The organism is Alishewanella tabrizica (genome assembly GCF_014652375.1).
Taxonomy (GTDB): domain Bacteria; phylum Pseudomonadota; class Gammaproteobacteria; order Enterobacterales; family Alteromonadaceae; genus Alishewanella; species Alishewanella tabrizica.
In genome coordinates this window covers 213,569-235,605 of sequence record NZ_BMYR01000006.1, presented here as the reverse complement: position 1 = coordinate 235,605, position 22,037 = coordinate 213,569, and the positions used below count along the sequence as shown (strand labels likewise).

General features: G+C 46.6%; 20 protein-coding genes. 13 read left to right on the top strand and 7 right to left on the bottom strand.

Translation table 11 applies throughout. The features are described from left to right. Positions 1-4: 4 nt before the first annotated feature. Positions 5-2,827 (bottom strand): TonB-dependent receptor, encoded by a 2,823-nt coding sequence (locus IE070_RS08810; RefSeq protein WP_189482554.1) that lies wholly within the window; start codon positions 2,825-2,827, stop codon positions 5-7. A 257-nt stretch (positions 2,828-3,084) separates the two neighbouring features. On the opposite strand from IE070_RS08810, the gene IE070_RS08805 reads away from it, so the two are divergent. From IE070_RS08805 to IE070_RS08795, 3 genes are read left to right on the top strand one after another with little or no spacing between them, the layout of a single operon-like run. Continuing rightward, entirely contained in the window at positions 3,085-3,990 is a 906-nt protein-coding gene (locus tag IE070_RS08805) for a GGDEF domain-containing protein (protein WP_189482552.1), read from the top strand. Positions 3,991-3,993: 3 nt separating this feature from the next. Then, complete coding sequence (locus tag IE070_RS08800) at positions 3,994-5,016, top strand: helix-turn-helix domain-containing protein (RefSeq protein ID WP_189482550.1); 1,023 nt, start codon at positions 3,994-3,996, stop codon at positions 5,014-5,016. 41 nt (positions 5,017-5,057) lie between these two features. Beyond that, entirely contained in the window at positions 5,058-5,927 is an 870-nt protein-coding gene (locus IE070_RS08795) for a metallophosphoesterase family protein (protein WP_189482548.1), read from the top strand. Positions 5,928-5,967: 40 nt separating this feature from the next. Here the strand turns inward: IE070_RS08795 and IE070_RS08790 are convergent, their stop codons facing one another. From IE070_RS08790 to IE070_RS08780, 3 genes are read right to left on the bottom strand one after another with little or no spacing between them, the layout of a single operon-like run. Next, complete coding sequence (locus tag IE070_RS08790) at positions 5,968-6,294, bottom strand: hypothetical protein (RefSeq protein ID WP_189482547.1); 327 nt, start codon at positions 6,292-6,294, stop codon at positions 5,968-5,970. A gap of 58 nt (positions 6,295-6,352) precedes the next feature. Next, positions 6,353-6,880 carry a cytochrome b gene (locus IE070_RS08785; RefSeq protein ID WP_189482545.1) on the bottom strand — a complete coding sequence of 176 codons (528 nt, stop codon included), beginning with the start codon at positions 6,878-6,880 and terminating at the stop codon, positions 6,353-6,355. Further along, the gene (locus tag IE070_RS08780) at positions 6,873-7,907 is read right to left on the bottom strand and encodes a catalase family peroxidase (protein WP_189482543.1); all 1,035 of its coding nucleotides are present in this window, start codon (positions 7,905-7,907) and stop codon (positions 6,873-6,875) included. The genes IE070_RS08785 and IE070_RS08780 overlap by 8 nt, the downstream gene beginning before the upstream one ends. 274 nt (positions 7,908-8,181) lie before the next feature. On the opposite strand from IE070_RS08780, the gene IE070_RS08775 reads away from it, so the two are divergent. The 5 genes from IE070_RS08775 (at position 8,182) to umuC (ending at position 12,557) form a co-directional block, all read left to right on the top strand. Next, positions 8,182-9,117 carry a ParB/Srx family N-terminal domain-containing protein gene (locus tag IE070_RS08775; protein ID WP_189482541.1) on the top strand — a complete coding sequence of 312 codons (936 nt, stop codon included), beginning with the start codon at positions 8,182-8,184 and terminating at the stop codon, positions 9,115-9,117. Positions 9,118-9,333: 216 nt separating this feature from the next. Beyond that, the gene (locus tag IE070_RS08770) at positions 9,334-9,708 is read left to right on the top strand and encodes a PA2779 family protein (RefSeq protein WP_189482539.1); all 375 of its coding nucleotides are present in this window, start codon (positions 9,334-9,336) and stop codon (positions 9,706-9,708) included. Positions 9,709-9,756: 48 nt separating this feature from the next. Further along, positions 9,757-10,773, top strand: coding sequence for a PA2778 family cysteine peptidase (locus IE070_RS08765; RefSeq protein WP_229796997.1), 1,017 nt, complete (start codon positions 9,757-9,759; stop codon positions 10,771-10,773). Between the two features lie 72 nt (positions 10,774-10,845). Beyond that, a complete protein-coding gene (gene umuD, locus IE070_RS08760) occupies positions 10,846-11,277 on the top strand; it encodes a translesion error-prone DNA polymerase V autoproteolytic subunit (RefSeq protein ID WP_189482536.1) in 432 nt (143 codons plus the stop codon). Continuing rightward, a complete protein-coding gene (umuC, locus tag IE070_RS08755) occupies positions 11,274-12,557 on the top strand; it encodes a translesion error-prone DNA polymerase V subunit UmuC (RefSeq protein WP_189482534.1) in 1,284 nt (427 codons plus the stop codon). Before umuD ends, umuC begins: the two co-directional genes overlap by 4 nt. A 1-nt stretch (position 12,558) precedes the next feature. Here the strand turns inward: umuC and IE070_RS08750 are convergent, their stop codons facing one another. The 3 genes from IE070_RS08750 to IE070_RS08745 are packed head-to-tail and all read right to left on the bottom strand — an operon-like array spanning position 12,559 to position 15,403. Continuing rightward, positions 12,559-13,551 (bottom strand): L-threonylcarbamoyladenylate synthase, encoded by a 993-nt coding sequence (locus tag IE070_RS08750; protein WP_444541861.1) that lies wholly within the window; start codon positions 13,549-13,551, stop codon positions 12,559-12,561. A gap of 19 nt (positions 13,552-13,570) precedes the next feature. Next, positions 13,571-14,392: a DUF6671 family protein gene (locus IE070_RS16625; protein ID WP_229796995.1), complete on the bottom strand. Its 822-nt coding sequence runs from the start codon at positions 14,390-14,392 to the stop codon at positions 13,571-13,573. Positions 14,393-14,428: 36 nt separating this feature from the next. Beyond that, the gene (locus IE070_RS08745) at positions 14,429-15,403 is read right to left on the bottom strand and encodes a LysR family transcriptional regulator (protein ID WP_189482525.1); all 975 of its coding nucleotides are present in this window, start codon (positions 15,401-15,403) and stop codon (positions 14,429-14,431) included. Positions 15,404-15,536: 133 nt separating this feature from the next. Here IE070_RS08745 and IE070_RS08740 point away from each other — a divergent pair, with 133 nt between their 5' ends. The 5 genes from IE070_RS08740 (at position 15,537) to IE070_RS08720 (ending at position 22,036) form a co-directional block, all read left to right on the top strand. Then, positions 15,537-17,039, top strand: a complete 1,503-nt coding sequence (locus IE070_RS08740; protein WP_189482523.1) for an NADP-dependent isocitrate dehydrogenase — start codon at positions 15,537-15,539, stop codon at positions 17,037-17,039. A gap of 94 nt (positions 17,040-17,133) precedes the next feature. After that, on the top strand, positions 17,134-17,697 hold the full coding sequence (locus tag IE070_RS08735) for a GbsR/MarR family transcriptional regulator (RefSeq protein WP_189482521.1): 564 nt from the start codon (positions 17,134-17,136) through the stop codon (positions 17,695-17,697). A 59-nt stretch (positions 17,698-17,756) separates the two neighbouring features. Next, a complete protein-coding gene (locus tag IE070_RS08730) occupies positions 17,757-19,130 on the top strand; it encodes a cytochrome ubiquinol oxidase subunit I (protein ID WP_189482519.1) in 1,374 nt (457 codons plus the stop codon). Continuing rightward, positions 19,127-20,131, top strand: coding sequence for a cytochrome d ubiquinol oxidase subunit II (cydB, locus tag IE070_RS08725; RefSeq protein WP_189482518.1), 1,005 nt, complete (start codon positions 19,127-19,129; stop codon positions 20,129-20,131). Before IE070_RS08730 ends, cydB begins: the two co-directional genes overlap by 4 nt. Positions 20,132-20,482: 351 nt before the next feature. Further along, positions 20,483-22,036 carry a methyl-accepting chemotaxis protein gene (locus tag IE070_RS08720; protein WP_189482515.1) on the top strand — a complete coding sequence of 518 codons (1,554 nt, stop codon included), beginning with the start codon at positions 20,483-20,485 and terminating at the stop codon, positions 22,034-22,036. The last annotated feature ends 1 nt before the right edge of the window (position 22,037 follow it).

The window sequence follows — 22,037 nt, the reverse complement described above, 5'->3', positions numbered from 1 at the left end:
GTGGTTAAAACTTACCGCTTATCCCTACTTGCCAAGCACGACCAAACTGCTCATGTTCATACACCCGATTACGATCGCCCTGATAACGAATGGCTTTGCTATCGGTTAAGTTGGTGGCTTCTAAAAACACCGACAAGTCTTTCGTTAGTTTGTAACTTGCCGTGTAATCTAACGTGCCGCGACCATCCCAATACAGGTTTAAATCTGGGTTCGCGGTATCAAAGGCATCGATATACTCAGAACGATAGTTATAGGCTAACTGCGTGCTAAATTTAGCTATATCGTATTGCAGTGCTAAGTTAACGGTATGACGACTGGTACCATTTAATTCCGTTTTACCAATACCAAAGGGTAAATCAGCTTCTGACTTGGTATGGGTGTAGTTAGCAATAAAGCCTAAACCACTCCACGCGCCAGGTAAGAAGTTTAACGATTGCTGCCAGTTAAGCTCTGCACCATATAAATAGCCGCTATTGCCGTTTTCTGGCCGCACCATTCTAAAACCATCAAACTCGCCACCGCTTAACTCACTGCGGGCTTTAAAAATTGGATCGGATAACTTCTTGTAAAACACCCCTGCCGATACCAAGCCGACTGGCGCAATATAAAACTCGCTGGTTAAATCGAGGTTATGGGCATACGTAGGCTTCAGATCGATATTACCAATATCTACCGTACCACGGCCCGATTCCCGATCTTCGATAATAAAGTATGGTACTAAATCAACAAAGTTAGGCCGTCTTAATCCCGTACTGTATGCAGCTTTAATAATAACGCCATTATCCAGTTCTTGGCGGACATGAACGCTTGGAAAGAGGTTTGTGTAACGTTTGCTCGCGTCTACTAAGCTGGCCGAGTCAGTATCTAAATCGTACTCGAAGGCTTCGCCGCTATTTTTTGTTTGCTCTATCCGCGCACCAAATAACACGGTGGTGCTATCCCATTCCAATTTATTTTGCACATAGGCCGATAAAATATCTTCTCCCGCTTTGTAATCTGCGGTAATCGAAGGCGCGCCACGATCTAAAAAGTCAGCATTTTCAAAAATGGCGCGGTAAGCATTAACAAAGTCGCGCTGTAATTTCGGGCCATTATTGTAAAAACCGTCAAAGGGTAAAGACTGCTTATCAATAATCACATCGGCATAACTTGGTGCATTAGTACCTACACTGTTACGTAAGCGATTTTCATCATTAGATTTGTCTTTTAAGCGGGCTTTAGCACCAAACTTTAGTTCAGAATACGCATTACCCCACTGCCCTGGGCGAGTAATATTAAAAGCATAGGCTTGTTCTGTTTCGTCGGCACCGCCGGTGCGGCGCTCATAACGACGCCAGTTCATTTCTGATGGCGCAAAATTAAAATCGGTTCTTACCACACCGCCCGTCGCATTGAGAATTTGGTAAGTAGGCAAATCGGGATTACTAAAATCGTATGCGACACGGGGGCGGCTACGTTCGCGATATAACAAATAATCACGGTTTGGATAGGCCTGTTTGGCTGATGCATACGACGCTTGGAAATCCGCGGTATAGGTATCCATTACCATCCGACCACCCAACACCGTGGTATTAATGGTATTTACAAAGGTACGATGACGTAATTCTTTCTCAAACGTGGCACGGCCAGCAGTGCCCTGTTGTTGAGTAGACTCTGGGGTGTAGCGTTCCCACTCAATAACTAACGTATCTCGGTATTCGTTATCTTCAAACCGCGAGTAATTGTGCGAAAAATACAGATGTTTATTATCGTCTATTCTAACGTCTACACGGCCACTTAACCCTGTGCGAATACGCTTTAATTCATAATCTTTAAACTCGGTAAATTCTGGTACAAAATTACCATTATCGAGTTCCATCCAACCGTGTTCTACATTATCGGTAACCCGATTGGTTTCACTATGCTGAGCTGAAAAAATGAAACCCGCGTTGTCATTGCCACCAAATTTATTACCAAAGGTAAGGCTCGTCTTATAAGCGTCTCCGCTGCCTTTTTCATTTTTACCACCCGAAATCTTACCACGTAAGATACGGCCTTTAGCATCAAGTGCACCTTGCGTAATAATGTTAATGTTACCGGCAATGGCATCGGCATCCATCTCAGGTGTGATGGCTTTGGTTAATTCTAAAATGGAGATGATATCTGAAGGGATGGTGTCTAAATCAACCGCGCGCGTGCCGCTGTCGGGTGAGGGTACATTAACGCCATCAATCGTAACGTTAGTAAATTCTAACGGCGCACCACGCACGTTCACATACTTACCTTCGCCTTGATCGCGCTGAATTGAGGCGCCGACCAGACGCTGCATAGCTTCAGCTACGTTATCATCTGGGAAGCGCCCTAGATAATCTGATGACACAACCGATTTCACATTATCAGAGGCGCGTTGAATATTCAGGGCACGCGATTGCGCATCGCGACTGCCTACAATATGCAGCACTTCAACATCATTACTCGCAAAACGTAAATTAAGTTCGGCGCCTTGCTCGTCACTGACAACAACATCAACCGTTTTTGCTGCATAGCCTAAGTAGCGGATTTCTAATTGATAGGTGCCTGCGGCTAAATTGTCAAACCGAAAACGCCCTTGACGATCGGTTGCCGTTTCCCGGTTACTGCCAACAACGCGTATCTGTGCCCCTTGCAATAACACATTACGATCGTCGCTGAGCTGGCCGCGAATACCTTGGCTATCAATGGCCGTAACCGCAACGCGTAAAGGTACATCAACGCCTTGCGCCAATACCGTAACAGGGGCAAAGCAGGCCATAGCAATGGCTGCAGCTACAGCGTTTTGCGTAAAAGTGGGTCGGAATAAAGCAGTCATAAGCGAATAAGCCCTATCAAGTAGTATGTTAGTAATGAATTAAGTTAGCTACTTTGCGGGGTAAATATGACAAAAAAACGACACTGCCATGATCGCCTGAGCTGAAATGACCCGGGTCTAGATAGCTCTGTGATTGTTACGATACCGAATTAATTGTCATCGTTTTGTCATACTGCCTTTACACACTCATGGTGTAATTGCTCGATATGAACTTGGTCACGACAACCGTGCCAATCCGATTTGGAATTCAAAACACCATGTGGCGACAACATCTGCTAAAAATCATGCTGCCTCTACCGCTGTTCTGTGTTGGCCTCATGTTGGCGTTAAGCTTAGGGGTGTCCAAGCTGCCATCAAAGCTGGATTGGTTCGATATTTTGGGTGAAGGGATTGTGTTACTAGTTGCTCTTTTATGGCTTACTTTGATTATTAGTAGTCGCCCAGCAGGTCGAGTAACTGAATGGCTTTACTATGGTAGCTTATTATTGGTGTGCTCGTTTTTTCTGGATTTTATTGACGAGTTTGTACGCTATCCCGATCACATTAGGATCATGAGCTGGTTAGAGTCGTTGCCGGCGCCTATTGGCATGTTGCTGCTTACCTATGGATTAGTGGGCTGGCATCGTGAACAACGTATTATTAATCGGCAGTTGCAGGGGCGTGAACGTTTTTTACGTGATCATCGATTACTGGATCCATTAACCCAAGTATATGGTTTGGAATATTTATATGCTGTACTGATGCGAGATCTTGAACTGCATCAAGCAAAGCAGCAACCTCTATGTTTAGCGATGCTTAATATTCAGCAATTTGCCGCGTTTAATCGCCGTTATGGCGTTGCCGCAGGCGATGCCTATTTAGTGGCTTTATCAGAACAACTGTGTAGCCAGCTGCGTGCTTCAGACATTTTATGTCGGTATGCAGGAGATCGTTTTGTCATGTTGCTCGCAAATACGAACCAACAGCAAGCAGAGATTTTTGTCCAGCATGTGCAGCAGCACTTAGCAAATTTGCCTGCCCTGCATGAAACGTTAGCACTGGACATTGTGGCATGCGATGTATCTACCCTAAGCGCCATGGAGGCGCTACGACAGACAGAACATGCACTTAACAGCCTAAAATCGCCGCGTTATCCTTTAACAATGCACATGGCTCAGGGATAAGTCATGCTCACCAAACCGTTTAGCCAAACCGATAAAACACTTTTACTGCAACATGGCCCCAGTGCGTTATTGCAATTAGCACAGCGACGCGGTGGTCGTTTGCACAAATTATTAAGTGGCACAGGTATTTTTGAGCAAGATCTTACTCATCCTAGCGCCCGTTGCACACATAAAGATTGGCTCACGCTGATTGGTCACTGCGAACAACTGCAAAGCCCAGAACTGCCTTTTTTACTTGCTAATAGTATGCTAAATAATCCCCATTGTGCTCTAAGTCAAAGCCTGTCGGTCGCGCAGCATTTACAACAAAGTTTGCAACAATTGCAGTATTTTAAGCATCATCTGTTTCCGGGATTATTTGCACAGTTACATCAGTTTGAGCACACTGTCATGATCGTGCTGAAGCCCAGTGTTACCCTTGGTCAGCAACAATCCTTTATGCTGAACTTGGCTATATCTTTTATTGTTAATCTGATTAAGCACCAACTAGGATGCACAAAAGCGCTTCGGATATTACTAAAACAAGATAGCCCAACACATCCTCAACATTTTACGGCCCAGTGGCAATGCCAAATTCAGTTTTCTGAAGATTTTGATGCGCTATATATACCGCTTGCTCTCTGGCAACAGCCTTTTAAAGGGTATCAGCCGGAACGTTTTAAACAATACCGTTTAGCCTGTTTTCAGCTTAACAAGCAATTACCTGCGCAGCCTGGCCTACTCGAATTATTACAACGATACATCGCCAAAACCTTACCAGCAGCATTAAGTTTAGAGCAGGCTGCCAATTTGTTGCAGCTTAGTAGTAGTAGCTTAAAACGCCTACTACAACAGCATAACACGCACTTTGCAGCACTGGTTGACGACGTTCGCCGTGACAAAGCATGTCTACTGTTACTGCAAGGCGAACTGTCTAATCGCCAACTGGCACAACAGCTGGGTTACTCAGACGAACACAATTTTCGCCGTGCTTTTAAACGTTGGACAGGCATGTTGCCCAGCAGCGTTAAAGCACTTTCTTACTAACCGTTATGCTTGGCTATGATGCCAGGTTTCAAGGAAACATCATGACATTTTTTACGCGTCTTATTTTTTGTATTGCAATGCTGCTATTTGTGTCCAGCGCGCCGGTATATGCTGACACAACAGCTCCCGCCACGTTAAGTTTTGCCGTGCTAGGCGACGCCGAACCAAAACCCAAGGCAGAGTTTCCGCATATGGCACAAGCCGTGGCCGATATTAACCAATTAACGCCTGCGCTGAATTTACAATTTGTACTGGGTGTAGGGGACATTGCCCACAAAGGTACCTTGCTGCAATACGAGCAAGCCACACCGGTTTTACAAGCGTTAACGCTGCCGTTTTATCCTATTATGGGTAACGAAGAGTATGGCAGCACGGTTGAACGGTTTTTACAATTTGCCAATCTGTGGAACGCAGATAAAACCCGCATTGACGCCATTCGCTATACGTTAGAATTTCCGCAAGTGGCTATTGTGTTGGCCTCACCTGATTTTAGTCGCGATTTTAACGATGATGGCATAGCTTGGTTAACCAACGAAGTGCGCCGCTTAGCGCCAAAACCGGTTATGCTGGTAGTGCATGGTGCGCAACAAGGTGTATACAAGGAAAATGCTGAAAAAGGGATTAGCCATCCTGGGTTTGTCACCGATGTGGTAAGCCAGCCAAATGTGCGCGCCGTTATTTCAGGCGATTTACACATGGATATGCCACGCGTGAACCATTCGTTAACCTTAAATGGCGTGCATTATTTGCACATACCCGCGTTAGAACGCACCAAAATTCCCGATGAAAGCCAGCATACTGCGATGTACCGAGTGTTCCATGTACATAAGGATGGCCGTGTTGAGGTAGAAACTTATCAAACCGGCACACAAACACCCATAGCACGTTACCATTATCAATTTACGCTGTAAGTAACAGTGGCGCCGGTGTTATCTGTCTTGATAATACCGGCTATAGGCCAAACTCAGGGATCACCATATCTGCCGAAAAACGCTCACCAGCTTCCAGCTGATCAAAAATCCACAATAAATGCCCTACTTTGATCTGTGGTTGCCCAGTATGTTTGGTAATGCCATGCACATAATCGCGAAACTCTGCCCCCAAGCCGCACTGATCGGCCTCGGCTAACGCATTTTGTAAGGCCGTATAACTAAGCGGTTTATGGGCATGCTGCGCCATATCTTGCTCAATATCTTGCTCGATTTTCTGGTTACGATAAAACCGATAACACCACCAACAAATCGCACCTATACTGCAAAACGTCAGGATGATAAACATGTTATGGCCCTACTTTTCTTACTGTTTAAACTTACTGCACACTTTATTCTTACTGGTTTCAGTGCTTAATCATACTGCGTAAGACACCATCGCGCCGGATCAGGCCATGATAGAGCGCGGCAGAGATATGCAGAATAATCAGTAAAATTAGCGCAATACTTAACCATGCATGCAGCTCTCTAAAAGCACCATACCAGGCTAAATCGGTTGCAATAATACTGGGTAACGACACGCCAAACACACTTAACGGCCGCCCTGCGGCGTTTTGCATCAAATACCCCGAAAGCGGCATAAGCAGTAAGAGTGCATAAAACGCCAGATGCGTCAGCTTAGCGATGGCTTGTTGCCACTTAGGGATAGCATTGGGAAGCGCTGGGGTGCGTGACGACAAACGCAGCGCCACGCGCAACAACACCGCGAATAACGCTACCACACCCGCAATTTTATGCCACTGTAATAAGGTGTATTGCCAAGGCCCCAAACTGGACACCATGCTTAACCCCACAAACAATAATGACAAAATTAAGGCGGCCATTAACCAATGCACAAGACGCATTGCAATAGGGTAAACCTGTGGCTTATTCATCGCCCGCTCCTTTTGCTGAATTATTGCCGGTTAATGATTCAAGTAATACTTCGCGGGCACGTCGCCGATGCGACTCGGCATAGGCGGCTGCGCGAGCCCGTAAAATAGGATCCTCAGACGGTTGTATGCCAGCGGGCAACACTAAGGGATCAAAATTAAGTGCGTCACATTGATGCCCTTTTTGCTCATTAGCGGCGGTAATCACTAATTGCCCTGCGATGCGTTGTGGATTAGTAGCAGGCCAAAGCACCGTCGCGTCACTGGCATTATCGTTAGCCGTTGCTAAAGTAAAGACCAAATCAAAGGTGACGGGGCCTTGCGCTAAACGCGTAAATAACTCTTGTTGTAACGAATCGGTTACCGCAGGTTCCTGTTGGGAATCGTGTTGAGAATCACTCGATAGCGTCTCTGATGCCGCAGAGGGTACTGCGGCCCAGCGTACAGCTTGCTGTTGCCCTGCGTTGTTAATTAGGTAAAACGCATTAATACTATGATATTGCTCGGTCGCATAACTTTGCGTGGGTTGATAACTGGCTCGCCATTGTAAGAAGGCGGCACTTTCAGGATGTGCAGCAAAAAATTCGGCAATCGTATTGTTTTTAATCGCTTGTAGTTGCTGATAAAACTTTTCTGGTGTACCAACGGGCAGCACCGGGGGCGTATTCATCGCAGTGCGCCATTGAGCCGCGCTATCGGGTAACAGCGTTAACGCTAAACTACGTACCGGTGCTTTAACATCTGGCGCAGTTGGGTTGTTGCCAGCAACTGAAAAACGGCCAATAAACGGATGCCGTCCGGTTTGAAACACGGTGGCGCTGGAATATTCCGCCAAAGCACCCGAGGCGATAAACTCACCACTCACACAGAATCCGTTGGCATGTGCACGACGGAAGCCTTGCTGTATTACATCACCCTGTTGTAAATTAACAAAGTCTTGGGCACTGACGGGTTGCCTTTTATCACTTGCTGCGTAGACAAAAGCTGCAATTATTGCCGCAATTATTGCCAAAAGAGCACCGTATCGCATTATACTGTTTTCCATTAACACTTATTTGGACATGAAGATAAGTGAAAAACCCAGGCTTGTCACCTACTCTAGGTACATAATCTGATTGCGGGGCGATAACAAAAGTCCTAGGGTGTAACTGTACTTGCACAGGCACAGTGCCAACATCTTCGATTAGCTATTGTTGCATCCGAATAATCACTCAGTAAAGGCGAAAACCACCATGCCTACAGATAAAAAATTTCTCCACCTTCTTTCTGGACTCTGGCTAAAGCGGTTCGGCACAATGGGCTTTTTGAGTTATTTATTACTTGGTTTACTGGGCTGCAGTCAGCCCGCAGTATGGCAATCGGGCGAGATTATCCACGTTCCTCTTCACACGTTAAGACCAACGCAGCCCGCAGTAGCACATGATCAAATTGCCGCCAATTTAGCACGCTATCGAATAGATAAAGACGCCTTGTTTACCGAGTTATGCGCCAGCGCAGGTCGAGGCAAATTACGGGCGTTTTCAGCACAGTCGCAGCCAAAGCAGGAGCACAGTTATCAATGTGAACATGCACGCCCGCAACCTGCTTATGCCACCAAGATTAACCCAGTCGTATTAGGCCCTGATCAGCAATTATACCTAATCGATGGCCATCACACGTTTTCTACCTTTATGGATATGCCAGAAGGCGGCTCGGAGTTACTCGTTACCGTAAGGCTACAACAGGTTTATCACGATATTTCTCTCGCTGAGTTTTGGCAACACATGCAAGCCAATGCCCATACTTGGCTATTTGATGAACAGGGTCAAGCGATCAGTTATCAGGCATTACCTACTCAACTGGGTCGAAAACACTTAGCTAATGATCCATTTCGGGCGGCGATGTTCTTTTTACGCGGCGGGGTATGGCAAAAACCTAAGCCCGCGATCCCTTTTGTGGAATTTTATTGGGCGCAATACCTAAAAGCCCAACCGCAGCTTGCCTTTCCTGGCTACAGTGACGCCGCAACATATACCCAATGGCTAGAGCGCCTTGCGCAGCACCTAAGTGCGTTATCGCCAGACACCTTAATCCATGGGCAATTTACCGCAGCACAGCTGGGATTAATTCCGACACAGAAACTCTCTTTTACCGCCCATTTACTCTGCCAACCTAAGCAAGATGGCGCGGTGTTAGGGCGCTTAGGATTAGCATTACAAGAACAAGGTATGGTAATTAATTGTGCTAAGGCGCTTAACTAATACGGTGATTTTAGCTTTGCGAGGTTAACGTAGTGATTCTGCTAGCGAATACCTTATTCTCGAACCTGTTGTTGCAACCTTAGCATTATTGCACTACTCTGAAACGGCTAACGCTGTGAAAACGCTGATAAGTTTTAAAAAGCTGACGACTGACGACTTAGCAAGGTGTAATTAGCTAACGCCAATTACGCCGCCTAACATAACAAGGATACCTTCATGATAAATACCGTATTAAAAGCCAGTGTATTAAGTGCTATGCTGCTTTGTGGCATAAGCCAGGCCAATGCCAGTGTATTTGCATCTGATCACGTGATTGCCGAGCAACAGCATCACTATAATAAACAACAGGTATTGTCGTTTGTAGACGACACTCAGGTTCAACGTAAGCTGATTGAACTTGGTGTAAACCCGGCCGATGCCAAAAATCGGATCGCCAATATGACGGCAGCGGAATTAACTGCATTAAACACCCAACTCAATGAGATGCCTGCAGGGGGTGTTGTTGGCACTATTCTGACGGTGCTGGTAGTGGTTGCCGTGCTGGATTTAATGGGTATTACTGACGTTTATCCGTTTATCCGCCCCATTTAATTGTACGCGTAGTTGTACTTTTAATTGTACGCTTAATTGAAGATTTAATTGAACTCTGTGTACCCCCGCTTTCAGCAAACGCGCGTCGCCGCGCGTTTGCTTATTTTATGCTTACTGCTGCTACTAAGTGCCTGCCAAACGCCTCCGCAAACGCAGCAACTATTTACTAACCCGCCCGCCATTGCCAAACAACATCAGATTGCGCAGGTACCTTTTTATCCACAACAAGATTTTTTTTGTGGGCCAACCACCCTAGCCGAAGTGGCCAATTTTTATGGCCTAAATACTACACCCGACATTATTGCCCCGAATACCTTTACACCTGGCTTGCAAGGCACCTTACAGATCGAAATGGCTGCTGCAACTAGGCAATTAGGCTTAGTGGCTTATGAGCAACGTGGCACGCTATCGCAGCTATTAAGCTTGATTGCCGAAGATATCCCGATCATTGTGCTGCAAAATAATTCGATTAGCTGGCTGCCACAATGGCATTATGCGGTTGTTATTGGCTATGATTTGGTCACACAAGAAGTGATTTTACATACGGGGGTGACGCCTGAACATCGTTTGAATATCGCCACCTTTGAGCGCACCTGGCAACGTGGCAATTATTGGATGCTCGCCATGCTCCCTAGTAGTCAAGCCAGCAAGCATTTAGAACCTTTTCTGTATACTAAAGCCTGTCAAGATCTCCTAAATACCCAACAAATTACGGCGGGGATTGCCGCGTTAACAACGGCAACCCAACAGTGGCCCGATTATTGGTTACCGTATTTTTTACTCGCCAATCATTACCTTACCACTGAGCCTTTGCTCGCTGCGCACTGGTTTGCGCAGGGCTGGGATGTCGCTCAGCACGAGATTGCCTATTTAAATAACTATGCGGTGTTACTTAGCCAATTAGCGTGTCATCAAAGTGCCAGCGCACTATTGCAACGTGCTTTACAACTGGCACCCGACAATAGCACCTTATTAAGTAGCCAGCAGCGTATTACCACGGCCCAAGCCAGTGCAGCGCCTACCGCAACGTCTTGCGCACTCTCGTTGCCCTTTGCCCCGGAATAATTACCGTAAGCACTACCCTTGATCGCATTTCGATCTTATACTGTATATAAATACAGTTAAAGGAGGTGAATCATGACGGCATCATTACTTGGCCAAGCAGCGTTGGGTAAGAGCATCGCTTTACCCTTATTTAGCCATCACATTTCGGCGGGATTTCCTTCGCCCGCACAAGATTATGTGGAACGCACACTGGATTTAAACGAGCTATGTATTCGGCATCCCACGGCAACCTTTTTTGTAAAAGTCAGTGGTGACTCAATGAAAAACGCCGGTATTTATCATGAAGATATCTTAGTGGTAGATCGCGCCCTGCATGCTCGGCATGGCGATATTGTGGTGGCATTCATTAATCAGGAATTTACGGTAAAGGAGTTACACCTAAAGCCACAGTTGCAATTGTGCCCACATAATCCCGATTATCCCGTATTGCCGATCCGCGACACCGACGAGTTTGAGGTATTTGGGGTAGTTACCAGTGTGATACGGAATATTCCGCGACCATGAGTAAAGCACGTTGTTTTGCCTTGGTCGATTGTAATAATTTTTATGCCAGCTGCGAAAAATTATTTCGGCCCGATCTAAAGCATAAGCCTGTGGTGGTGCTATCGAACAATGACGGATGCGTGGTGGCGCGCTCGAAAGAAGCCAAAACGCTAGGCATAAAAATGGGCGTGCCCGCGTTTCAAATTCGTGAGCAGTTAGAGCAAGGCAAGGTATTAGCGTTTTCGTCGAACTATGCGTTATACGCTGATATGTCGGCACGAGTAATGACCACACTAGAACAATTAGCACCCGCGGTAGAAGTGTATTCGATTGACGAAGCCTTTCTGGACTTAAGTGGGCTAGGCGCGACTCAGGATCTTAATGCCTATGGCCAGCATATTCGTCAAACCATTCAGCAATGGCAAGGGATCAGCGTTTGCGTGGGTATTGCCCCCTCAAAAACACTGGCCAAACTGGCTAACCATGCGGCCAAAAAATGGCAAAAAACCGCAGGCGTGGTGGATTTATCTTGCCGAGAACGTCAGCGAAAACTCCTAGCCTTATTACCGGTTAGCGAGGTATGGGGCATTGGCAGCAAACTCAGCGTTAAGCTGATTAAGTTGGGTATTGAAACCGCACTGGATTTAGCCGATGCCAATCCGGCATTTATTCGCCAGCAGTTTTCAGTGGTTGTCTCGCGTATTGTGCAAGAGTTAAATGGCGAATCGTGCTTGGCACTTGAACACGTGGCGCCACCCAAAAAAGAAATTGTTAGCTCGCGCTCTTTTGGTGAACGCATTACCTGTAAACAACAAATGCAAGAAGCCATTAGCGAGTATGTCGCGCGCGCCTGCCAAAAACTGCGTAAAGAAAGGCAACAGGCTAAGCAATTGTCGGTGTTTTTACGCACTAGCCCGTTTAGTGATAAACAGCGCGATCCTTTCTATGCCAACAACATTAGCCAAGCCCTTGCGCAACCGAGTGCCGATACCCGTGATTTTTTAAGTTTAGCGCAGACCTTGTTAGATCGTATTTGGTGTGACGGGTATCGCTATGCCAAAGCGGGCGTTATGCTGTCTGATTTTTATGATGAAGGCGTGTATCAAGCCTGTTTATTTGATCACGCACCCGCGCTACCACGCGCTGATAATTTGATGTCGGTTATTGATCAGTTAAATCGCTCGGGCAAAGGTAAAGTATGGTTTGCGAGCCAAGGCATGCAACAAACGTGGTCAATGAAGCGCGGTATGTTATCGCCCCAATACACAACACATTGGGGCGATTTACCGAAAGTGACCTGATCTACGCGCTCAGTACCGGCTCATGCACAGCCCGAGCTAACCGCTCTTGAATAGCAGCCCACTCGGCTGTTTGTGGCGGCATTTCTAACAAGATCTGTGCGGCGCCCGCCTGATCGGCGGCAAACAATTCACGGTATAAAGCTTGGCCATACGCCACAGGATCCGTTGGCATGACTTTGGAATAAAACGGTTGTAGTGTTGCAGGTAACGCCTGTTGATGTAACACCGCAATCTTGGCGGAGCTGTGGCCAACCTCTGCTATCAGGTCGGGATAGGCTAAACAACGAAACGGGGTATTAGGCTGATAATGCGCTTTAACATTACCTGCCACTTTAATCTGATGCGCTTTAGGATGGTGCACGGGCAGCCCTAACACGGCCTCTAAATCCGCTTGGCTAATCGGGCCAGCACGTAAAATTTCTATTTTATCGCTCACCAAGCTCACAATAGTTGATTCCAAACCAAATTGGCAATCGCCGCCATCTAATACCGCTTCAATGCGACCGTCTAACCCATGTAACACTTGCGTAGCGCTGGTTGGGCTCAGTTTTTTATACCGATTTGCCGAAGGCGCGGCTACGGCTAAATGCTGTTGCCGTAATACCTGCAGTAATACTGGATGCGCTGGCACGCGTAAGCCAATGCTGTCTAAACCACCGGTAACCACAGGACTAACATGATCCGCTTTAGGTAACAACAAGGTGAGTGGTCCAGGCCAAAATGCCTCGGCCAGTGTGTAAGCTGCGGGCGGTATCGCTTTGGCCCAGTTGCTGAGTACACTGGCATCTTCAATATGCACAATCAGTGGATGATCCGCTGGGCGCCCTTTAGCCACGAAAATGCGGCTTACCGCCGTGGGATTTGTGGCATCGGCGGCTAAACCATAGACCGTTTCGGTGGGTACAGCGACTAAATGGCCTTGTAGTAACAAATCGGCGGCGGTGGCAACATCGGCTGCTATTGCAGCATCTAGCCTTAAGGTGTTAATCAACACAGACTCCTTGAGACCCTGCTTATGGATTGCATAACGGGCAATGGGCAGCTGAGGCGGTGGCCGTGGCTGCCGGTTCTTGTTCGGTGTAGCCGCATTGCTGGCAACATTTATGATAATAGTGTACCGCTGATGTGGGATAAGCGCACGTTTCACAGGGCAATCCCGCCACCGCTTGGCCACGCCAAAAATTAGGCGTTTGACACTGAGGACATTGCGCGACATAACGTGCAGCGAGTTGCTCCGCCGCCTGTCGAATATAGTGTTGCCGCGCGGGGCATAAGTGCGCTCGATAATCAGGTTGCAACAAGACGGGTTCAGTTAATTGTGTTGTCGCGGTGACACAGCCCGCAGCGGTTAAGCGCTTCGTAATAGCAGAAAACCCTATTAAGCCTTTTTGTACGGTCTCCCCTATGCGTAGCATCCAACCTTGCGCTGGATCATGACGTAAGATATGTGCCTCAATCGCCGCCAGATCGGCACTTTCCAACGCCGATAATGCAATAGGCCCTGCAGCCTGAGCCACAATTTCTTGACCTGTAGTATGATCTAACAAAACCAATAATTCGGTGTCCCAATTCATCATGCCCGGCAAAGGCCCGCCACCAAAGGTTCCCTCACTGCCAATACCGATTGGTAGCCCCGTTAGCGATAGTGCCAGCCGCGCTTTTTCTCGGGCACAGTCCAATGGGCTAAGCTGACGAGGGATTTCACCGGCAAACGTTCCCAAGGTGTCGGTATCGAACTGATCCGTTACAACCAAAGCAATACCCGCTTGCGCTAACGCCGGCGCAATAAGAGCGTATTTTTCATGCTTGGTAAGTAAGGCAGCAGTAGTATTCATGTTCGTATCCATGTTCCTATAAATATTATAACAAGATTAACGGTTTTGTAGATAAGCAATAAAGGTTCTTGCTGCCACACTTAGCGGATTGGTTTTATGCCATACCGCTGACCACTGGCGCACACACGGAAAATGCTCAACCGTTAACACTGCAATGCCCGGTGCTCTCGGTGCTGTAGTGCTCTGTTGAGTACTATGCTCAGTACTATGCTGAGTACTATGCGGCTCAAGATGTAATGGCGGTGGGCAAACCGCAACTTCTGAGAGCACTCCTATGCCTAACCCCGCTGCTACCGCATGCTTTATGGCCTCATTACTGCCCAAACTCATCACCACGTTAGGTGTAAACTGCAGCCGTTGAAAATGTTCTTCCACCGCCATTCGGGTACCACTGCCCGCTTCGCGCATTAACCAACGTTCGTTGGCTAAATCCGCCAGCGTAATGGCTTTACCTTGTTGTGGATGTGCCTGTGCGGCAATCACAATAAGCGGATTTTGTTGAAAGACCATACGCTCCAATGCCGGATCATTCGGTGGCATCATCATCACCGTAAGATCGTCCATGCCTTGTTGCAAGCGTTGCACAATGCGATCGCGGTTTTCAATGGCTAATTCAATTTCAATACCCGGGTGTGCCGTGACAAAAGGCCCCAGTAAATCGGGCACAAAATACTCGGCCGTGGTGACTGCTGCGATACGCAATCGCCCCGATTCTAAGCCATTAATCGCGGCTAAATTGGCTTCAAAACGTTGCCAGCATCCGGCTAATTCACGCACCGTTTTATACAACACCTCACCGGCTTGGGTCAGCCGAATTTTACGGCCAGTAGGTTCAAATAGCGGCTCGCCAATGGTCTCGGCTAATTCGCGTAATTGCACTGAAACCGTAGGCTGACTGACATAAAGCGACTTTGCCGCTGCCGTTACCGATAATAAACGCGCAGTCGCTTCAAAAGCACGCAATTGCTGTGGGGTAATACGCTGAAAACGCGCTAACGTTGTGGCAGGCATAGTGCAGGAAAAACCTTATTGTTGAACGCCAATTCATAGATTATAAGCTATAGGTTTGATTAAAACTAAATATTATAATCAATATAATTTTTCCGCTAAAGTTGCGCCACTTAACTAGCAAGGGGTACGCAGCATGCAAACACATACAACGCAATCATCTGCTTCACAATCAGAGACCGCTGAGAATATCACCATTACCGTGGCCTTAGGTGATGGTATTGGCCCAGAAATTACCCAAGCCACCTTAAGTATTTTAGCTGCCGCCGGCGCCCGTATTACGCCTGAATTTATTGATATTGGCGAACGTGTTTATTTAGCGGGCCATAGCTCGGGTATTCATCCTGCTGCATGGGACACCTTAAGACGTAACAAAGTATTTTTAAAAGGCCCTATTACGACCCCTTCGGGCAGTGGGTATAAAAGCTTAAATGTCACCATTCGTAAATCGTTAGGGCTGTATGCCAATGTACGTCCGTGCATTAGCTATGCGCCTTTTGTCAGCACCCTACACCCCAGTATGGATGTGGTCATTATTCGAGAAAATGAAGAAGATTTATATGCAGGTATTGAGCATCGCCAAACCGATGAGGTATATCAGTGTTTAAAACTGATCACCCGCCCAGGCTGCGAAAAGATTATTCGCTACGCCTTTGAGTATGCGCGCAGCCATGGTCGCCAAAAAGTCACCTGTATGGTAAAAGACAACATCATGAAAATGACTGATGGGTTGTTTTACAAAGTATTTCAAGAAATCGCTCCGGATTATCCTGATATAAAAACCGAGCGGTTTATTATTGATATTGGTAGTGCCAAACTGGCGACTCGCCCAGCGCAGTTTGATGTTATTGTCACCTTGAATTTATACGGCGATATTATTAGTGATATTGCGGCTGAAATGACCGGCAGTGTGGGATTAGCGGGTAGCGCTAATATTGGCGATCATGTTGCCATGTTTGAAGCCATTCATGGCAGTGCCCCTGATATTGCAGAGCAAGGCATAGCCAATCCCAGTGGCATGATACTCAGTGCGGTGATGATGTTGATCCATCTGCGCCAAGCCGATATTGCCACACAGATCCACAATGCGTGGTTAACCACGATTGAAGAAGGTATTCATACCAGCGACTTGCAAGGTAGCCAAAGCCAACAAATCGTGGGCACTGCTGCGTTCGCGGAAGCAGTCATCGCGCGCTTAGGGCAAACGCCAAAAACCTTTACGCCCGTCCTGTATCACAATCCTGCACCCAACGTGGCCTACCAAGCGCCAAGAGCAGATGCCATACGTAATATCACGCCACTGGTGAAAAAAATGGTTGGGGTAGATATTTTTATTCATCAACATTATTTAAGCCCACAACAACTGGCGAGCCGTCTAACCGCCCTTAGTACGCCGGCATTAGTATTAGAAATGATCACAAATCGCGGCGTTAAAGTCTGGCCAGAGGGCTTTCCTGAGACCTTTTGTACCGATCATTGGCGTTGTCGCTTTACCCATCCCGAGCAACAGAGTGTTAGCCACAAAGATATTATGCAGTTACTGGTGAAGCTAACCGATTGCGGCATTGATGTGATTAAAACCGAAAACCTGTGCACCTTTAACGGTGAAATCGGGTTTGCCTTAGGACAAGGGCAATAACGCACAATAAATACCAATAAACATTGATCTGGCACAGTCATTACGCGTATTATTCTTTCAGAAAGTTCTGAAAGTTCATAAAAGGAAAAAACTGATGCACATGACGCCGATGATCGAATCTTTTGTTTATCACTTTGGTGAGATGGGCAGCCGTTGGGGATTTAACCGCACGGTTGGCCAAATCTACGCGTTATTAGTGATCAGCGAAGCACCGCTATGTGCCAATGAGATTGGAGATTTATTAGGTATCTCTCGTGGCAATGTCAGCATGGGATTAAAAGAACTCGGTAGCTGGCAGCTAGTGCAAGTGAGCCATAAGCCTGGTGAGCGCCGCGAGTTTTATCATAATCGCGGCAGTATCTGGGATATGGCCAACCGCGTTTTTGAAGAGCGGCGGAAGCGTGAGATGGATCCGACACTAAGCCTACTACGCGACATTATGATGGACGAAGCCGCTAACCCCGATGAGGTTTATGCGCAAAAACGCATTGCTGAAATTCACGATTTACTCGAAAACATAACCGAGTGGACACAGAGCTTACAATCATTATCACCTGAAAAACTGAATACCCTAATGAAGCTTGGCTCTGGGGTAGGCAAAGTGTTGGATTTTACCGACAAAGTATTGGGCAAGAAAACGCCGCCAAAACAGGCGTAACCCAAACAGGCATGACCCGTTTTTTAATTTGACATTAACATTGTTGTAGTGAGGTTGCCATGTTAGATACGCTAATACTCTCGCGCATCCAGTTTGCTGCTAATATTAGTTTTCATATCTTGTTCCCCACCATTACCATTGCCTTAGGATGGCTATTGGTGTACTTCAAAATCCGTTTTGATCTATCACAGCATCCCGTGTGGATGCGCGCTTATCGTTTTTGGGTAAAGGTATTTGCGCTAACCTTCGCACTTGGCGTGGTGAGCGGCATCACGATGTCATTCCAGTTTGGTACCAATTGGCCCGGCTTTATGGAAACCGTAGGTAATATTGCCGGCCCGTTACTGGCGTATGAAATTTTAACCGCTTTTTTCTTAGAAGCGACCATGCTGGGTATTATGCTGTTTGGCTTTAACAAAGTACCACGCTGGCTACACACCCTGGCAACCTTGCTGGTTGCAGTGGGCACTACCATGTCGGCTTTCTGGATTTTAGTATTAAATTCGTGGATGCAAACCCCTGTGGGTTTTGAAATGCGCGACGGTGTTGCCCATGCCACCGATTGGTTTGCCATTATTTTTAATCCTTCTTTCCCCTATCGCTTTACCCATATGATGATGGCTTCTGCGCTTACCGTATGCTTTTTAGTCGCGGGAATTTCTGCTTATCGTTTGTATCGTGGCGATAATAAAAAAGCGCCACGCATTACCCTGAAAACCGCACTGTTTAGTGCCGCGCTTTTGGCGCCATTACAAGCCTTTATTGGCGATTTACACGGCTTAAACACCCTTGAACACCAACCGGCCAAAATTGCGGCTATGGAAGGTATTTGGCATACCGAACAAGGTGCGCCTTTGGTGTTGTTTGCCATTCCTGATGCTGAAACACAACAAAACCGCTTTGCCATTGAAATTCCTAAATTAGCGAGCTTTATCTTAACGCACGACTTTAATGGCGAACTGAAAGGCATTAATGAATTTCCGGATGCGCACCCGCCAGTTGCCCCAGTGTTTTATAGCTTCCGTGTCATGGTCGGGATTGGCTTACTCATGCTTGCTGTAGCGTGGTGGTGTAGCCTGCGCTTGTATCGTCATGGCGAGCTATCACAATTACAATATAAAGTCCTAATTGGCATGTCTTTCTCTGGTTGGATCGCCACGCTAGCCGGTTGGTATGTTACCGAAATTGGTAGACAGCCTTACCTGATACATGGCGTATTAAAAACCCGAGATGCTGTAACTACAGTAGCCGGTGAGCAAGTAGCACTGACCTTGATCATGTACTTGGTGTTGTATGTGGTATTACTGATTGCCTACGTAAGAACGATTTTCTGGCTAGCAAAACGCGCCATTGATGTAGAAGAGTATGATCTTTCGTTACCGGGCTTACCTGAGCGTAAAACGCCCTTGGCCACGACAGGAGCAGAACAATGAGTTGGCTAACCGCAGAAAACTTAGCGCTGGTTTTCGGTGCTCTCACCGCGCTATCGGTATTACTGTACGCTATTTTAGATGGGTATGATTTAGGGGTAGGCATTACGTTGCCCATGCACGAAGAAGCATGGCGTGATACGGCTATCGCCTCTATTGGCCCCTTTTGGGACGCGAACGAAACATGGTTAGTGCTGGCGGTTGGCTTACTGTTGGTGGCCTTTCCAGCCGCCCACAGTGCCATTTTGCATGCCCTGTATTTACCCGCCGCCTTGTTATTGATTGGCTTAATTTTACGCGGTGTTGCCTTTGATTTTCGAGCAAAAGTGAAACCTGAACGGAAACGCAACTGGGATTGGACCTTTAAATTTGGTTCATTTCTGGCCACTTTTAGCCAAGGTTTTATGCTGGGGATCTATGTAATGGGCTTAGAATACCGGACAGGCAGTATCATATTTGCTTGTTTCAGCGGACTCTGTGTGACGGCAGCCTACGCCATGATTGGTAATGCCTGGCTGATTGGGAAAACCACCGGCGACTTGCAACGCCGGGCTATTCGCCAATGTAAACTGGCGGGCGTATGGACACTAGCAGGTATTTTAGCGGTTAGCGCCATCAATCCTCTGGTAAACGCCAATGTATACCAAGTATGGACACAACCGCCTTTAGCCTATTTTTTCTCTGCTATTCCCTTGCTGTGTTTTGCCATGTTTGCCCTTGGTTATGTAGCCTTAAAACGGTTGCCACTGCCTGATGATCGTGGTGCTTGGTTACCGTTTTTTATCTGCAAAGTGATCTTTATCTGTAGCTTTGTAGGCTTGGCCCTGAGTTTTTATCCCTTCGTTGTGCCGAATCAACTGACGTTATACGAAGCTGCCAGCTCGCAAGAATCTTTAACAATTATCTTCTTTGGTGCAGTAATAGTTATTCCAATTATCGCAGCTTATACCGCGGTGGCTTACTATGCATTCCGTGGTAAAGCAGATGGCTTGAAATATTATTAACAAGCGCTAAACAATAGTCTGCGGATGATGTGTATTAATGAATCATCCGCTTAATTTACAGCGATTAAATCCCATTAAAAACGGGTATTGTAGAATTTATTCGCCACAAGATTCATGTTTATCCCATAGCCCTTGCTTGCTGTGATAGACAGGTTAACCTAAGATACGATTTCCTCTGAACAGACCTCATAATCAAGATTAATGCATTAAGATACTCAATCTACGTACTTTTTAGCCCAAGACTAAAATTTGCTTAATCATTGTATTATGCTAATTTTAAAATATTATTTTTTGCATTCAACCTCAGCTTGGCCATTTACTCATATTATATTGCCGTCAATTGGAGACGCTATGCGCAACAACTTACCCATCACGGATCGAGAAAAAACGTTTAGTTCCACCACCAAACTTATTTCTGTTACCGATATCCATGGCAATATTCAAGAATGTAACGACGCCTTTGTTGAGGTTAGTGGTTTTGCCAAAGAAGAGCTCATTGGTCAGCCACATAATATGGTTCGCCATCCAGATATGCCCACCGAAGCGTTTAAAGCGATGTGGGACCATTTAAAAGCCGGCAAGCCTTGGATGGGCCTGGTTAAAAACCGCTGTAAAAATGGTGATTATTACTGGGTAGACGCTTATGTAACACCCGTAAGCCAAAATGGCAGAATGGTGGGCTATGAATCGGTACGCTCATGCCCCGCTCGTGAAGATGTAGCGCGCGCCACCGCGCTGTATGCCAAGATTAAAAACGGCAAATATCAAGCTAACCGGCTGGCACTCGCCTATGAAAACCTGTTTTTGGGTGCATTGATTGCCTTATGTTTGCTGCTGTTTTTTTTCGGTTATAAAGAACTTTCCGAAGGCCTGTTACTTGTTGGTGTAATTATTTTTGCTGGCTGGGTGTCCATCAAGCGCAAACAAACCTTAGCCTCACTGAATGACATGTTAAGCCATGCGTTTTCAGACGAGCTGGCCGTACAAAGTTATACCAATGACGTAGGTGAACTGGGTAAGTTAAAAGTCGCCATATTGAGTCAAATGGCCCATTTAGGTACCGTGATCACGCGAATCGAAAATGCGGCCTTAACGGTGGCAAGAGAATCTGAAAAAGGCGCGAAATTAACCATACAAACCCGAACCGATATTGAAAGTCAGCAAGCGGAAACTATTCAAGTGGCAACCGCCATGAATGAAATGACGACAACCATTGCCGAAGTATCACATCATGTTAGCCATACCGCGGAGCATGCCGATACCGCCAACGCACTGGCCAAAAAAGGCACTGATGTTGCCAAAATCACCCATCACTCTATTCAAAAATTAAAAGAAACTGTGCAAGAAATTGGTAATTCGGTACGCGGTGTTTCAGACGAAACCAGTCGCATTGCCCAAGCTGCACAAATGATTGAACAAATTGCTGATCAAACCAATTTATTGGCTTTAAATGCTGCTATTGAGGCGGCAAGAGCGGGTGAACAGGGCCGCGGTTTTGCCGTGGTGGCAGATGAAGTTCGTAATTTAGCGCGCCGTACTCAAGAATCGACTAAAGAAATTTACGCTATCGTCTCTACTTTGACTCAACGTGCCAGTGACGCTGTTAAAGTAGCCGAAGCAGGTGCTACAGATGCGGAAGAAGGCTTATTGCATGTTATCGACAGCGGTAAAATGCTCTCGGGTATTTCTGAGTCGGTAAATCAAATTGCTAATATGTCAACGCAAATGGCCGCGGCTGTTGAAGAGCAAGCGCATGTTGCCGAAGATATTAATCGACAAATTGTCAATATTTCTACCTTGGCTGATGCTAGTACCGAAAGTTCTGTTCAACTCTCCTCAACTATTACCTACTTAAATAAAATTGCTGACGATTTACACGAATTGGTGGTGCGCTTTAAGAGATAAC

Bases quoted from the DNA above. Each gene is read 5' to 3' on its own strand.
- IE070_RS08810 (WP_189482554.1), bottom strand. From the start codon at position 2,827: ATGACTGCTTTATTCCGACCCACTTTTACGCAAAACGCTGTAGCTGCA.
- IE070_RS08805 (WP_189482552.1), top strand. From the start codon at position 3,085: ATGTGGCGACAACATCTGCTAAAAATCATGCTGCCTCTACCGCTGTTC.
- IE070_RS08800 (WP_189482550.1), top strand. From the start codon at position 3,994: ATGCTCACCAAACCGTTTAGCCAAACCGATAAAACACTTTTACTGCAA.
- IE070_RS08795 (WP_189482548.1), top strand. From the start codon at position 5,058: ATGACATTTTTTACGCGTCTTATTTTTTGTATTGCAATGCTGCTATTT.
- IE070_RS08790 (WP_189482547.1), bottom strand. From the start codon at position 6,294: ATGTTTATCATCCTGACGTTTTGCAGTATAGGTGCGATTTGTTGGTGG.
- IE070_RS08785 (WP_189482545.1), bottom strand. From the start codon at position 6,880: ATGAATAAGCCACAGGTTTACCCTATTGCAATGCGTCTTGTGCATTGG.
- IE070_RS08780 (WP_189482543.1), bottom strand. From the start codon at position 7,907: ATGCGATACGGTGCTCTTTTGGCAATAATTGCGGCAATAATTGCAGCT.
- IE070_RS08770 (WP_189482539.1), top strand. From the start codon at position 9,334: ATGATAAATACCGTATTAAAAGCCAGTGTATTAAGTGCTATGCTGCTT.
- umuD (WP_189482536.1), top strand. From the start codon at position 10,846: ATGACGGCATCATTACTTGGCCAAGCAGCGTTGGGTAAGAGCATCGCT.
- umuC (WP_189482534.1), top strand. From the start codon at position 11,274: ATGAGTAAAGCACGTTGTTTTGCCTTGGTCGATTGTAATAATTTTTAT.
- IE070_RS16625 (WP_229796995.1), bottom strand. From the start codon at position 14,392: ATGAATACTACTGCTGCCTTACTTACCAAGCATGAAAAATACGCTCTT.
- IE070_RS08745 (WP_189482525.1), bottom strand. From the start codon at position 15,403: ATGCCTGCCACAACGTTAGCGCGTTTTCAGCGTATTACCCCACAGCAA.
- IE070_RS08740 (WP_189482523.1), top strand. From the start codon at position 15,537: ATGCAAACACATACAACGCAATCATCTGCTTCACAATCAGAGACCGCT.
- IE070_RS08735 (WP_189482521.1), top strand. From the start codon at position 17,134: ATGCACATGACGCCGATGATCGAATCTTTTGTTTATCACTTTGGTGAG.
- IE070_RS08730 (WP_189482519.1), top strand. From the start codon at position 17,757: ATGTTAGATACGCTAATACTCTCGCGCATCCAGTTTGCTGCTAATATT.
- cydB (WP_189482518.1), top strand. From the start codon at position 19,127: ATGAGTTGGCTAACCGCAGAAAACTTAGCGCTGGTTTTCGGTGCTCTC.
- IE070_RS08720 (WP_189482515.1), top strand. From the start codon at position 20,483: ATGCGCAACAACTTACCCATCACGGATCGAGAAAAAACGTTTAGTTCC.